The sequence below is a fragment of the Alistipes sp. genome (genome assembly GCF_020026455.1).
Classification (GTDB): domain Bacteria; phylum Bacteroidota; class Bacteroidia; order Bacteroidales; family Rikenellaceae; genus Alistipes.
Genome location: NZ_JAHHQJ010000018.1, coordinates 25033 through 39540 on the forward strand (window position 1 = coordinate 25033; position 14508 = coordinate 39540).

General features: G+C 60.6%; 10 protein-coding genes. 3 read left to right on the forward strand and 7 right to left on the reverse strand.

The window, feature by feature from the left end; genetic code table 11:
- Positions 1-45 precede the first annotated feature (45 nt).
- The gene (locus QZ460_RS09570) at positions 46-858 is read right to left on the reverse strand and encodes a CDGSH iron-sulfur domain-containing protein (RefSeq protein ID WP_290541355.1); all 813 of its coding nucleotides are present in this window, start codon (positions 856-858) and stop codon (positions 46-48) included.
- Positions 859-1090: 232 nt separating this feature from the next.
- On the opposite strand from QZ460_RS09570, the gene QZ460_RS09575 reads away from it, so the two are divergent.
- From QZ460_RS09575 to QZ460_RS09585, 3 genes are all read left to right on the forward strand, one after another.
- The gene (locus tag QZ460_RS09575; RefSeq protein WP_290541356.1) at positions 1091-2524 is read left to right on the forward strand and encodes a hypothetical protein; all 1434 of its coding nucleotides are present in this window, start codon (positions 1091-1093) and stop codon (positions 2522-2524) included.
- 100 nt (positions 2525-2624) lie between these two features.
- Positions 2625-3827: an MFS transporter gene (locus QZ460_RS09580; protein WP_290541357.1), complete on the forward strand. Its 1203-nt coding sequence runs from the start codon at positions 2625-2627 to the stop codon at positions 3825-3827.
- A gap of 67 nt (positions 3828-3894) precedes the next feature.
- Positions 3895-5232: a fimbrillin family protein gene (locus tag QZ460_RS09585; RefSeq protein ID WP_290541358.1), complete on the forward strand. Its 1338-nt coding sequence runs from the start codon at positions 3895-3897 to the stop codon at positions 5230-5232.
- A 39-nt stretch (positions 5233-5271) separates the two neighbouring features.
- On the opposite strand, the gene QZ460_RS09590 is transcribed toward QZ460_RS09585, so the two are convergent.
- The 6 genes from QZ460_RS09590 to QZ460_RS09615 form a co-directional block, all read right to left on the reverse strand.
- Positions 5272-6480: a homoserine dehydrogenase gene (locus tag QZ460_RS09590; protein WP_290541359.1), complete on the reverse strand. Its 1209-nt coding sequence runs from the start codon at positions 6478-6480 to the stop codon at positions 5272-5274.
- Positions 6481-6495: 15 nt separating this feature from the next.
- Positions 6496-7509, reverse strand: a complete 1014-nt coding sequence (gene metX / locus QZ460_RS09595) for a homoserine O-acetyltransferase (protein ID WP_290541360.1) — start codon at positions 7507-7509, stop codon at positions 6496-6498.
- Complete coding sequence (locus QZ460_RS09600) at positions 7509-8795, reverse strand: aminotransferase class I/II-fold pyridoxal phosphate-dependent enzyme (protein WP_290541361.1); 1287 nt, start codon at positions 8793-8795, stop codon at positions 7509-7511. The genes metX and QZ460_RS09600 overlap by 1 nt, the downstream gene beginning before the upstream one ends.
- Before the next feature lie 572 nt (positions 8796-9367).
- Positions 9368-9949, reverse strand: a complete 582-nt coding sequence (locus QZ460_RS09605; protein ID WP_290541362.1) for a TetR/AcrR family transcriptional regulator — start codon at positions 9947-9949, stop codon at positions 9368-9370.
- Positions 9949-11319, reverse strand: coding sequence for a TolC family protein (locus QZ460_RS09610; protein WP_290541363.1), 1371 nt, complete (start codon positions 11317-11319; stop codon positions 9949-9951). The genes QZ460_RS09605 and QZ460_RS09610 overlap by 1 nt, the downstream gene beginning before the upstream one ends.
- A gap of 3 nt (positions 11320-11322) precedes the next feature.
- Complete coding sequence (locus QZ460_RS09615) at positions 11323-14508, reverse strand: efflux RND transporter permease subunit (RefSeq protein WP_290541364.1); 3186 nt, start codon at positions 14506-14508, stop codon at positions 11323-11325.

The following is a 14508-nucleotide window of genomic DNA, read 5'->3' on the forward strand; positions in this document are numbered from 1 at the left end:
AGACAAAAGCGAGCCCTCGAGGGCTCGCTTTCGGTTGGTGCGGGGTCAATAGACCTCCTCGGGCAGCGTTTCGCCGACCGGTTCGCCTTCGAGGTTATCGCGCCATTTGATCCGGGCATGCGTGCCGTCGCAAAAGGGTTTGTTGGCCGATTGTCCGCAGCGGCATGCGACTACGCGGTTGCGGATTTCGTAGACGTGGCCGTCTTCGCGCCGCAGGGGAATGCCGCCCCGGATCCACAGACCGCCGCTGTCGCCGATGGTGACGTCCTCGATCAGTCCGAGGCTCGGCCTGAATCCGAATTCGTGGGGGCGCATCGTCTCGCGGTCCCATGCCGTCAGACGTCCGCCGGGGCACAGCGACGCCTCGCGGATGGCCAGCCGCCGCGCCTCGGGGTTCTCCGACTGCCCGGTGAGCGTCCACGCACCGCCCCCGGAGTGGCAGAAACGCGCGAAGACGCAGTATTTCGGATTGTCGGTCAACGTGAGGGTCCCGCCTTCGACGGTTACGGCCTTATCGGTCCCGTCTTCGCTGGTTGCGCCTTCGCCGGTCCCGCCCTTGTCGGGTCGCGATTCGTCGGGCGCGGTGAGTGTCGGGTCCCAGACGGCTGTTTCGTGGCTCCCGTCGCAGTAAGGCTTGCGCTTCGAGGCTCCGCAGCGGCAGAGCGCCGTAGGTTCCGCCTCGGTCGGGAAGCGCCGCCCTTCCTGGAAATACCAGCTTTCGTTCTGCCCGTTGGGCATGATGAACTGCTCGGCCAGCGGCGGGCGTCCATAGACCAGGTAGGGCCCTTTGTCGGTCACGGTGATGCTGAAGCGCTTCCCGGCGGGAGCACCTCCCGTTTCGATTTTCAATTTCGACATACTATATGCGGTTCTGGTTCGTTAGGGAATAGGCGGCAATAATTGTTCCCAAATACGATTCTTGGAACGGGCATGAGGCTTTTATTCCGCTTTTTCGTCCCGTCGGTGCCGTGACGCTACTTTCGGGAGGGGAGGTTTTGCAAAACCGGGCGCGATTTGGTTTTGCACCCGTCCGACTTTTTATTATCTTTGCCGTTGATTTTGAAACTGGAATGAGAAAAAAATGAGCTATATGAAAAGATTTGCAGGCTTGGTTTGTGCGGTTGCTGCCGTTGTTTTTTTCGCTTCGTGCAGCAAAGACAAGGAGTCGGGAACGGTCGCGTTCGATTCTCGGACCGTTTTCCTCGATGAGGGCGCCGAAGTGACGGTGGGATTTTCGGCCACCAATATCGAGAATTTCTGGATAACCGGCAAACCCACGGGCTGGAAAGACCCCGTTATCGACGCGGCCAACCGCACCATTACGATCTTCGCTCCCGAGAAGATCGACGGCAAGGATGTCGTAAAGACGGGTTCGGTGACCCTGGTGGGCAAGGTGTACGGCGGATCGACGGCTTCGGCGACGCTTTTCGTGGGCGTGGTCGACACCGAGGATTTGAGCGGCAAGCCGGCCAACAGCTATCTGCTCAACAGGAAGGAGACCAACTACCTGATCGATGCCTCGTACAAGGGTGACCTGAGCGAGGAGGCGATCACTTCGGTCGATGTCGTTTGGCAGAGCACGTCGGATCTGATCCAGCACCTGGAGTTGAAAGACGGCAAAGTGTCGTTCTTCGTGGCGGCCGACAGCGACGACAAGGACAAGATCCGGGAGGGAAATGCCGTGATCGGAGGCTATGGCGCCGGCGGCACGTTGATCTGGAGCTGGCACATCTGGGTTGCGGACTACAATCCCGACGCCGAGGGCGGCACGGTCGATTTCAACGGTTATTCGATGATGACCCGCAACCTCGGGGCGCTGGCTTCCGACATCTCGTCGCAGGAGAAGATCCTCGCCTCGTACGGACTTTACTACCAGTGGGGCCGTAAGGACCCCTTCATCGGTCCGTCCACCTACAACGCCAGCAACGGGACATCGGCCGGCATGTACAACGGCAGCGGCAGCCGCGTCTACCTGCAGACGGCAGCTTCGAGCGCCGAGACCGGCACGGAGGCTTACGCCGTGCAGCACCCGCTGACCTTCATCACGGGCGTCTCCGGCTCGGAGAACGACTGGCTCTGGGGCACACATACTGTCGATTTGTGGTCCGATTCGAAGAAGAGCGTCTACGACCCCTGCCCCCATGGCTGGCGGGTGGCTCCGTCGGCCGTGTTCGACGGACTGAACCTCGCGAAGAGCCCCACGGCGGCCGATGCCGACAAATTCGGCTGGGAGCTGACCGATGCGCAGGGCACCTCGTCGCTGTTTATCGGCGCAGGACGCCGCCGTTACGACAACAGCACGATCCTGAACATCTACAACCCGGTTGTGGCAACTGCGCGCAGCGTGGCCGAGGAGGCGCAGCCCTGGGAGGGCCTTTATTGGACCTCCGGGACGCTGTCGGGAGCTGAAGCCCCGGCCTTCCACTTCTGGTTCGAGAAGAAAACCTCGGGCGGAGGTCTCAAAAACAAGGTTCCCTATGCGCGTGCCAACGGCATGTCGGTACGCTGCGTGCGGGAGCAATAGGAGCATCGGAACGAAATCGAACGACGGACCGGCCTTGACGCCGGTCCGTCGTTCGTTTGGTACAACAGTTGCAGGAATCGGGGTACTAAAATCCTCAATCATGAAAATCGATACAGGAAAAGGCTCTGTTACACTCGTCGTGCTGCTGGCAATCTGGTCCGTGTCGGCCATTGCGTCGCTGCCGGGACTGGCCGTCTCCCCTATTCTGGGCGATCTGAACAAGGTGTTTCCCAAGGTTACGGATCTCGAAATACAGATGCTCACCTCGCTGCCGTCGCTGCTGATCATCCCCTTCGTGCTGCTCTCCGGAAAGCTCTCCGAGGAGCGGGACAAGCTCAAGATTCTGATCGTGGGACTGTTGATCTTCTTTTTGAGCGGCGTGGCCTGCCTGTTCGCCCGTAGCATGGCGTGGCTCATTGTCATCAGTTGCATCCTCGGAGTCGGCGCCGGGATGGTCATCCCCCTCTCGACGGGTCTGATCGTCGACTATTTCACGGGGGACAGCCGCGTTCGGCAGCTGGGTTACAGTTCGGCGATCAACAACCTCACGCTCGTCGTGGCGACCGCCGTGACGGGCTATCTGGCCGAGGTCAACTGGCATCTGCCCTTCTTGGTCTATACCCTGCCGGGCATCTCGCTCGCACTGTCGTTCTTCCTCCGGAACAGCCGCTCCACTCCCGAGCCGGAGCAGAGCATCCAGATGCGCCACAAGCGGATCGACCGGAGCAAACTCGTCGGGCTGATGCTCCTCTACTTCTTCGCCACCTATGCCGTGCTGGCCATCGCCTTCTACGCCTCGTTCCTGATCGACGACTACAAGATCCACAGCTCGTTTTCGGGGGCGCTGATCTCGCTGTTCTTCCTGGCGATCATGCTTCCCGGACTGTTTGTCAACCGAATCATCCGCGTGCTGAAGCAGAACGTCAACCTTGTGTCGCTGGGGCTGGTCGGCGTGGGGCTGCTTTGCGTGGGGATCTTCCGTGACCGGACGATGCTCATCGTTGGGGCGTTGCTCTCGGGCTTCGGATACGGGGTGATCCAGCCCATCATCTACGACAAGGCGGCCATCATCGCTCCGCCCCGCTCCGCGACGCTCGCGCTGTCGTTCGTCATGGCGATGAACTACCTTGCGGTGATGATTTGCCCCTTCATCATGGACCTCTTCCGCCATCTGTTCCACACCGGGAGCGACCGCTTCCCGTTCCTGTTCAACGCGGCGCTGGTGTTCGCGCTGACCCTCGTCACCTGGTTCCGGCGCGGGAATTTCACCCTCGGGCTCGACGAGTCGTACTACAAAAACTGACCATAAATCTTGCAGATGACGCAAAAAGGTTTATTTTTGTGAAATAAAGGCACAAAAATAATCTTGAATGATGAAGAGACATCACCTTCTTGCGCTTCTTGCGGCAGGCCTCGTCGTTGTATCCGGCTGTGCCGATAAAGGGGATGCGATCCCCGGCATTCGGATCACGCCGTCGATCAAAACCCGCGTCACGGGACTCCATTTCGATACGGGCGACTGTATCGGTCTGACTGTCACCAAAAACGGATCGGATTATGTCCGGAACCGCCAGATGACCTACGACGGCTCGGCATTCGCGGCTTCCGGCCTGCTGTGGTACAACGACCAGAGCGAAGCCTCGACGCTCACGGCCTATTTCCCCTATTCAGCCTCGGGTGTTCCCGACGAATTCTCCGTGGCGCAGGACCAGACCGCGGGCTGCGCCTCCTCGGACCTGTTGGGAGCTGTGGCGAAGAACGTGACGCCCTCGGGCACACCCGTCGGGATGCTGTTCTATCACCTGATGTCGCAGCTGACCATCGTTGTCACCAATAGTTCCGATGCCGCGATTTCGGGCGTGACCTTGAGCGGATTCGTCCCGGCGGCTTCGGTCGACCTCTCGGTGCCGACCGCTGCGGCGAAAGCCGGTGCGGCGGCCGCTGCCATCAAAGCCTTCGAAGTGACACCCGACGCCTCCTACCGTGCGATTCTCGTCCCGCAGCAGGGGGCGCTGACTGTCACGATCTTGACGAGCGACGGCAAGAGCCGCAGCAAGACCCTCTCTTCGGCAAGGCTCGAAAGCGGCCGGAGGTACGACATGTCGGTGCTGGTCACCAACATCGACATCGAACTGAAGCTGAGCGGCGAGGTCAGCGACTGGACCGACGGCGGTTCGCTCGACGAGGGCGACGGCGGGACGACTCCCCCACTGGAATACGGCGGTGATACCTACCGCACGACCCGAATCGGCGGACGGCTGTGGATGGCCGAGAACCTGCGCTATCGGCCTGCGGGCACGGAGATCGGCGAGGGGGTATGGTATCCCGAGGAGGGATTTTCCGCGGTGGCGGAAAAGGGGCTTCTCTACGATTACAAGACGGCGACGGGCGGTGCCGCGGTCCGCTCCGGGGCTCCGCTGCGGGGCATCTGTCCCGAGGGCTGGCACGTCCCCGCATTGGCCGAACTCGAATCCCTCCCCTCTATAGGCCCCGAGGCCGGATTTTTCCAGTGCGCCGGATTCTGGATCCTGAACGGCACGGTGGCCCGATACGGAGACGCCAACAAGGGCTATCTGACAAGCTGCGAGGCTACGGCCGGGCGGAGCAGCTGTCTGATCTACACCACCACGACCGATCCGGTGACCGGGGACATCCCGGTCAGCTACGGGCTCTCGCTCCGCTGTGTGAAAGACGCCGCCGGCCGATAGACAATGAAAAAGGTCCCTGAAGAGGGACCTTTTTTCGGATTAATCGCGGTTCAGGAAGAAGATCGGGATGTTGGCCAGGAAGACGTCCCGGCCCGACAGTTGCGATCTTTTTTCGAGCAGTTCGCGCAGCGGGATTTCGCCGATCACGTAGTTGCTCTCCTCGCTGATGAACTGTTCGTGGATCTTCGTGAAGTTCAGAATGCCCTGCACGTCGGTCTCCTTGTAGCGGGCATAGATTTTCAGCGTGATGTCGGTCGTGTAGTCGGGTTTCTCGATGTAGTTCATCTTCTTGTACTCGTAGCGGTAGTCGTTCAGCCGCGCCATGATGTCGCTCAGGATCGACGATGCCGTGGGCAGGCTGCCCGCACCCTTGCCGAACATGAACTGCCGGTCGTAGCACTCGCCGCGGATCACCACGCCGTTGTACTCGTCGTCGACGCTGTAAATATACTTGGAGGGCGTCACGAATTCCGGCATGACGAACATCGTGAAATGCTCGTCGCTGACCTTGACGACCTGTGCCACCAGCTTGATCTTCACGTTCTTCTCCCGGGCATAGCGGATGTCCGACTCGTGGATCGTCGAGATGCCGTAGGTGAAGATGCGCTCCGGGGCGACGTAGGTTCCCAGCGCATGCACGGTGATGATCACCAGCTTGAACAGCGAGTCGTAGCCCTCGATGTCGAACGAAGGGTCGCTTTCGGCGAATCCCAGCGCCTGAGCCTGTGCGAGGGCATTGGCGTAGGAGTCCTTGTGGTCGAAGACGCGCGAGAGGATGTAGTTCGACGAACCGTTCAGAATGCCCTTGACCTCCAGCAGCAGGTCGTTGTCGTAGTACTCTTCGAGGTTGCGGATCACGGGGATCGAGCCGCATGACGAGGCGTCGTAGAGCAGTGCCACGTTGTGGGTTTTCTGAATCTCGATCAGCTCGGGGAGGTGCTTGGCCAGCATCGTCTTGCTGCCCGACACGACCGGGATGCCGCGCAGCATGGCCCGTTTGACGATGTTGTAGGCGGCATCGGCGTCGTCGATGACCTCCACCACGAGGTTGATGTCCCGGTTGTCGAGGATCTCGTCGGCCGAGGTGGTGAACAGCGAGGGGTCGACTTCGATCTTGCGCGGCTTCCTGGGGTCGCGGACGCAGATTTTCACGATTTCGGCGTGGGCGTTCTTCGATTTGCGCACCACTTCGTAGATGCCCTGTCCGACGACGCCGAATCCGAACAGTCCGATTTTGATTTTGGTCATGGGGTATCCTGTTTTTTAATTGTTCATGAAAGGCAGCAGTATGTGGTTCAACTGCTCGTGTTCGACGAGGAATCCGTCGTGGCCGAACGGCGAATTGATCTCGTGGTAGACGCTGCCGGGGATCATCGCGTGCAGGTGGCGCATCTCCTCCGGAGTGAAGATGATGTCGGTCGTGATGCCGACGACCAGCGTCCGGGCCGTGATGCGGCCGAGCGCCTGCTCCAGCCCACCCCGCCCGCGGCCCGCATCGTGCGTGTCGAAGGCATTGAGGATCGCGTAATAGGAATAGGCGTTGTAGCGGCGCCGGAGTTTTTCACCCTGATATTGCTGGTAGGTGCACGCCCGGTGTGCCGCGGGATGCTCCTCTCTGTCCTGCTGGGTGAGGTTGTAGCCTTCGGGACCGCGGTAGCTCAGCAGGCCGATGGCCCGGGCTGCCGCCAGTCCTTTCATCCCGGCGTCGTCGCGCGGCTGGCCGAAAGAGGTGTCGGCCTCGATGGCCATGCGCTGTGTTTCGTCGATGGCGATGGCCCAGGGCGAAGCCTTGGCCGCGGTGGCGATCAGTGCGAGGCGGTCGATCCGCTCCGGTTCCGAAACGGCCCATTCCACAGCCTGGAATCCGCCCACCGAGCTGCCCACAAGCGTCCCGATGCGGCCGATGCCGAGCCCGTCGGCCAGCTGACGGTGTGCCCGCACGATGTCGCGGATCGTGAAGGGCGGGAAATCCTTGTACCAGGGCTGTCCCGTGGCGGGATTCATGTGCAGCGGCCCGGTCGTGCCGTAGTGCGAGCCGATGATGTTGGCGCAGACGACGAAATGGCGCGCGGGGTCGAGGAACCGTCCCGCCTCGACCGTATGGGGCCACCAGTCGGCGACGTCCGAATTGGCCGTCAGCGCGTGGCACACCCATGCGACATTGTCCTTGGCGGCGTTCAGCGTGCCGTAGGTGTGGTAGGCGATCCGCAGTTCGGGCAGGGTGTGCCCCGTTTCGAGTTCGAACGGCCCGGGGGTTCTGTAAATCTGCGGTTCCATTATCCGATTTGTGCAAAGGCCTGTTCGAAATCCTCGATGAGATCGTCGGTGTTCTCCAGTCCCAGCGAGATGCGCAGCAGCGTGGGCGTGACGCCTGCCGCTGCGAGGTCGGCGTCGCTCAGCTGTTTGTGGGTCGTCGACGCCGGGTGGGTCACGACGCTGATCGAGTCGCCGATCATGGTCATGTTGGCCGCCAGACGGAGCGACTCGACGAAGCGCACGGTGCTTTCGAGCGTGCCCTTGAGTTCGACGGTGAAGACCGCCGATGAACCGTAGCGGTAGTATTTGCGGGCGTTTTCGTGGCTTGGGTGCGTGTCAAATCCCACGAAGCTGACCCGCTCGACCTTCGGGTGCTTGCGGCAGTATTCGGCCAGTTTCCAGGTGGATTCCACCTGATGCTTCACGCGCAGCGAGAGGGTCTCCAGTCCGATCATCATCAGGTAGGAGTCGAACGGCGAGGGGCAGCACCCCAGGTCGCGCAACCCGTCGACGCGGCATTTGACGATGAAGGCCGCCGCACCGAACGCCTCGTGGAGATTCAGCCCGTGATACCCTTCCGAAGGGCCGTCGATCTGCGGGAATTTGCCGTTCGCCCAGTTGTAGTTGCCGCCGTCGACGATCACACCGCCCATGGCCGTTCCGTGGCCGTTGATCCATTTCGTCGCGGAGTCCACGACGATGTTTGCGCCCCAATCGAACGGATTGCACAGGTAGCCTGCCGCTCCGAACGTGTTGTCAATGATCAGGGGAACGTCGCACTTCCGGGCCAGTTTGCCCAGTGCCTCCAGGTCGGGGACCGCACAGGTGGGATTGCCCATGCTCTCGGCGTAGAGCGCCTTGGTGCGGCTGTCGATCAGCGCCTCGAAATCCTCGGGACGCTCGCTCGGGGCGATGCGGCAGTCGATGCCGAGCCGGCGCAGCGACGTGCGGAACTGGTTGTAGGTGCCTCCGTAGAGGAAGGGTGCGGCGACGATGTTGTCCCCCTCGGCCGCCAGCGAGAGCACGGCGATCAGGATGGCCGACATGCCGGACGAGACGGCGAGTGCCCCCACGGCGCCATACAGCGCGGCGATGCGCTGCTCGTAGGCCGTCGTGGTGGGGTTTTGCAGACGCGTATAGATGTTGCCTCCTTCGCTTAACTCGAAGAGCCTTGCGGCATGGTCGCAGTTTTTGAACCGATAGGCTGCCGTGGGATAGATCGCCACGCCTCGGGCGCCGGTGGATTCGTCGGGCTGCAGACCCGCATGAATCTGAAGGGTTTCGAAACGGTACTTTTTTGAATCCATGATGTGGTGTTTGTGTCAGTCTTAATAAATCCGATAAAAAAATCCGGCTTCAAGGAAGCCGGACTGTGTCATTTTCAGTGCATGAAGGAGCTACACCCGGCGAAAACGGTTGCACATGCACATGGACATCATCATCGTTGCGCGGAGATCTCCGCGGCGCTGACGGTCGTATGTCGTAGGGCTGTTCATTCGCTTCTGTTGCTCTTTCGGTGCAAATATAGAAATTTTTTTCGGAAATCCCCTTTTCGGTTCGGAATTTTGATTTTGGCGAAGCGATTGTCGCGAAGGCCCTGCATCGCCTGTTTGGCGGCGAGCCTGCCCTTCCCGTCTTTCACGCCCTCCGATTCCGGGCGGAAGTTTTGCTCCGTCCCTGTACCGGGAACGGCCTGTTCCGGCCGGAAGTCCCGCCCTGCCTCTGCGGCGCCACCCTCTTTGCCGCCCACCTCGTCACCCTCCTCACTGTCCACCTCGCTGTCCTCCTCGCCCGTCCCGTCCGGGGGCAGGTTCCTTTCCGGGCATGAAAAAGCCCCGCAGTTAAACTGCGGGGCTCTTTCATGCGGAGCGCGTGCATCTCACGGTTTGCTGTCAATCAGCTCGATGCCCTTCCGGGTTGCCGCGCCGCGGAGTATCGTTCGGCAGAAGAGCCGGAGTTCCTCGCGGACCGTGCCGTTCAGACGCAGGTCGAGGATCGTGCTCATCAACTGATCGGCAAATGCCGGGGCGTCGATTTCGGGCAGTAGAAGCTCTTCCTGACGGCACGTTTCGAGGTAGTCGGTCAACTCCCTGCGCCAGAATTCCCGGTGTTCGTCGTAGTGTTCCGCGAAGATGATCTTGCGGCTGATGTCCGACAGGAAACTGTGGTCCACCGTGTAGAGGTTGTCGATGTATTCATTCGCCAGCCGGAGGACCTTTTGCAGCGTATCGCCGCCGCGCCGTTTGCGGCAGGCGACGATGCGTTCCTGCTGCTGGAGGCTCATGGCGTCGAGGCATGCGCTCACAAGGTCATTCTTGTCGGTGAACATTTCGTACAGGGTGCGTTTCGAGATTCCCAGCGTCTGCACGATCTCATCGACCCGGACGGCACGGATGCCGTTCCGGGCGATAAGCTCCTGCGTAGCGTGGATGATCTCTTCTTTGGTCACTCCCCGTTTCATTATTTTTCCTCCGTAATGTCACGTCCTCCGCCGAGAGCCTGGTAGAGGTTCACGGTTCCCTGGATTTCGTCGAAACGGTCCGCGATCTGTGACAGTTGTGCCGCAAGCAGCGACTGCTGTGCCGTCAGCACCTCGAGGTAGGTCGTCGAGCCGTGCTGCATCAGCAGTTCGGTCGACTCCACGGCGCGCTCCAGTGCTTCGATCTGCCGCACGCGGAGATCGGTCTTGGCACGGGCCGACTGGCATTGGGTGAGGGCATTGTTGACCTCGGCACCCGCATTGAGCAACGTCTGCTGGAATGCGAGCTTCGCCTCCTCCTGCTGCGCCTTGGCGATCTTCACGCGGGCACGGTTGGCATTGGCGTTGAAGATCGGCTGCAGGAGCGATCCTACGGCGTTCCAGATCAGCTTGCCGGGATTGACGATATAGGCCCCGCCGTTGTTGGTCCAGCCCAGCGTACCGCTCAGCGTGATCGAGGGATAGAGCGACGAACGGGCACTTGCCGTGGCGTAGTAGGACTGGATGAGCGAATACTCGGCCGAACGTACGTCGGGACGGTTCGAAAGCATCTGCAGAGGTACGCCGACCGCCAGGTCGTCGGGCAGCTGCTGGTTGTCGAGACGTCCGCGCGCGATGGTGTGCGGAACCTCTCCCAGCAGCGAGCAGAGCGAGTTTTCGATCTGCGTACGCTGGTGGCCCAGGTCGTGCAGCGAAGCCTCGATGGTCAGCGTGTTGGCCTCGTACTGGGCCACTCCGGCCTCGTTGGCATAGCCCGCCTCCTTCAGGGCGCGCATCGCCTCGACGCTCTGGCGCCATTTGGCGGCCGTCTCTTCCGTCACCTCATACTGGTTGTCGAGCATCAGCAGCGTGTAGTAGAGATTGGCCACACCCGAGATCAGCTGTGTCTTCACGGCCTGCTCATACTCCCTGCTCTGGGCGTAGAGCGCCTTGGCCCTGCGCTTGGCGTTGGTCAGTCCGTTGAAGATGTCGATCTGCCAACTGGCCGCCACGGGAATCGAATAGATTTTCGTCGTCGGGGCGCCGTCGAAGCTGCTCAAGCTGCCCTGCGGGGCGAAGTTGAACGACGGCAGGTAGGCCAGACGCGCCGATTTAAGCGTGGCCTCGGCCTCCTTCACACGCCAGCCTGCCGACTGCAGGTCGGTGTTGTTCTCCAGTGCAAGCGCGATGAGCGCCTGCAACTGGGGATCGGTGAACATTTCCTGCCAGCGGATGTCGCCCAGGGTGGTCGTATCGGCGGTCTCGGCCGATCCGTAGAGCCCTGCGGTCGTCACCTCGGGACGGGTGTAGGGTTTGTAGATGCCGCAGCCGGTCAGCGCCGCTGCAGCGCATATAATCAGGATCTTTTTCATGTCTTACTCCTCCTCTTTCTCGTTTTTACACTCTTCCAGTTCGGCGCGTACGGACCACTGCGGATCGGGATCGAATTCCAGGGGCTTGACTTTCTCCTGCAACGTCTGGAAGACGATGAACAGCGTCGGCACAAGGAACAGCAGCGCCAGCGTACCTACGATCATACCGCCGATGACACCCGCACCGAGGGTCGAGTTGCCGTTTGCGCCTACGCCGTGCGCGAGCACCAGCGGGATCATACCGAACACGCAGGTGAGGACGGTCATCAGAATAGGACGCAGACGGGCTTTGGCGGCTGATACGGCGGCCTGCGAGAGACTCATGCCTGCGGCGCGACGGTCGGCGGCGTACTCCGTGATCAGGATGGCCGTTTTCGACAACAGACCGATCAGCATGATGATACCCGTCTGGAGGTAGATGTTGTTCTCCATGCCCATCATCTTGGCCAACAGGAACGAACCCATCAGACCGCACGGAACCGACAGGATGACGGCGAACGGAATGAGGAAGCTCTCGTACAGGGCGCTCAGGATGAGGTAGATGAGCAGGATACAGATACCGAAGATGATGATGGTGTTGCTGCCCGTCTGGGCCTCTTCACGCGTGATGCCGTCGAACTCGTAGCCGTAGCCCTTCGGCAGGACCTGTGCGGCGACCTGCTCGATGGCCCGGATGGCGTCACCCGACGAATAACCGTCGGCGGCCGTACCGTTCACGGCGATCGAATTGTACATGTTGAAGCGGTTCAGCACCTCGGAGCTGTAAACCCTCTTCAGGTTCACGAACTGACCCAGGGGCGCCATTTCGCCGCGGCTCGTGCGCACGTAGACGTTGTTGAGCGACTCGGTGTCGAGACGGTATTTCGGATCGGCCTGCATCGTCACGTAGTACATTTTCGAGAATCGGTTGATGTTCGAAATGTACTGGCCGCCGTAGTACCCTGCCAGCGTCGAGAGGAGTGAGGTCGGCGATATGCCGGCACGCTTGGCCTTCGCAGCGTCGATGTCCACCAGATACTGCGGGAAGTTGATGTTGAAGGTCGAGTATGCACGGGCGATCTCCGGACGCTGGTTCAGCGCGCCGATGAACTGCTGGTAAATGGCATAGAAGTCGGTCAGGTTGCCGCCGGTCTTGTCCTGCAGGTGCATGGAGAAACCGGTCGAGGTACCGTAACCCGAGATCATGGGCGGCGCCACGGCGAAGATCTGTGCGTCCTTGATGTCGGCGGTGCGGCCGTAGACCTGACGGATGATGGCGTTCACGTTGTCCTCCTTGTTCGGGCGCTCGTCCCAGTCCTTGAGTTTGATGATGGCCATACCGTACGACGATCCCTGTCCGGCAATCATACCGTAACCGGCCACCTGCATGTAGTCGCGGATCTGCGGAATGCCGTCGATGCGCTGTGCAACCTGCTCCATGACCTTGTGGCTCTCGGCCAGCGAGGAACCCGGAGCCGTGGTGACGTTGACCATGATCGTACCCTGGTCCTCGTCGGGGACCAGACCCGTCTTGGTGGAGTTCATCAGCAGCACCAGCACCACGATGCTCAGACCGAGCGTCGACCACATCAGCCACTTGTGCTTGATGAAGAGCATCACGCCGTGCTTGTACTTGTTGACCAGGGCACCGAATGCCGTGTTGAAGGCCTTGCGGAAACGTGCCGCGAAGTTGTCGCGCATCTCGCCGTTCTCGTCGAGATACGGTTTCAGGATGATGGCGCAGAGAGCCGGAGACAGCGTCAGGGCGTTGACGGCCGAAAGACCCACGGCCACAGCCATCGTGATACCGAACTGTGTGTAGAAGACACCCGACGTTCCGCCCATCATGGCGACGGGGATGAACACGGCCATGAAGACCAGCGTCGAGGTCACGATGGCCGACGTGATGCCCGACATGGCGTCGATGGTCGCCATGTAGGACGATTTGTAGCCTGTGTCGAAGCGGGCCTGCACGGCTTCGACGACGATGATGGCGTCATCGACGACCGTACCGATGGCAAGAACCAGGGCGAAGAGGGTCAGCAGGTTGATCGAGAACCCTGCTAATGCGAGGAAACTGAAGGTTCCGATCAGCGCCACGAGGATCGACACCGTGGGAACGAGCGTCGAGCGGATGTCCTGCAGGAAGAGGTAGACGACCAGGATCACGAGGAGAATGGCCTCGAACAGGGTCTTGATCACCTCTTTCATCGAGGCGTACAGGAAGTCGTTCACACTCTGGAGGTGTGCGATGGCGATTCCCTTCGGCAGTTCGGTCTGCAGTTCGTCGAGCATGTCGTTGATTTCGTTCACGACCTGCGTGGCGTTCGATCCGGCGGTCTGGAAAATCATCGTGCTGACGCCCGGATGTCCGTTGGTGTAACCCTTGTAGGCATAGGATTCGCTGCCCAGTTCGATGTCGGCGATATCCTTCAGACGCAGGAGCGTGCCGTCGGGTTTGGCGAGCAGCACGATTTCGCCGAACTCTTCGGGAGTCTGGTGGCGTCCGCGGTATTTCATCGTGTACTGGAAGGTGTTCTGGGAGTTTTCGCCCAGCGTACCGGTCGCCGATTCGATGTTCTGCTCGGCCAGTGCCGCCGTCACGTCCGACGGGATGAGTTTGTACTGGGCCATTATGTCGGGCTTCAGCCAGACGCGCATCGAGTATTCAGCGCCGAGGGTGAATACGTCGCCGACGCCGCGGATACGCTGGATACGCGGCTCGACATTGATCTTCAGGTAGTTCGACAGGAATGTCTCGTCGTAGGATTCATCGGGGCTGTAGAGCGAGAAGATCTTGACCATCGAGGTTTGTCGCTTCATGGTCGTCACACCGATCTGGGTGACTTCGGGAGGCAACTGACCGGTTGCGCGCGAGACTTTGTTCTGCACGTTGACGGCCGCCATGTCGGCGTTGGTTCCCTGGCGGAAGAAGATCGTCACGGAGGCGCTTCCGACGGCTGCGCTGGAGGTCATGTAGGTCATGTTCTCCACACCGTTGATGGCCTGTTCGAGCGGTACGATGACCGACTTCTGGATCGTTTCGGCACTGGCGCCCGGGTAGACGGCACGCACCATGACCGTCGGGGGTGCGATGTCGGGATACTGCTCGACGGGCAGCGTCGCCAGACCGATCAGACCGGCGATTACGATTACGATGGATATGACCGACGCCAATACGGGTCGTTCTATGAAATGCTTGAGTGTCAT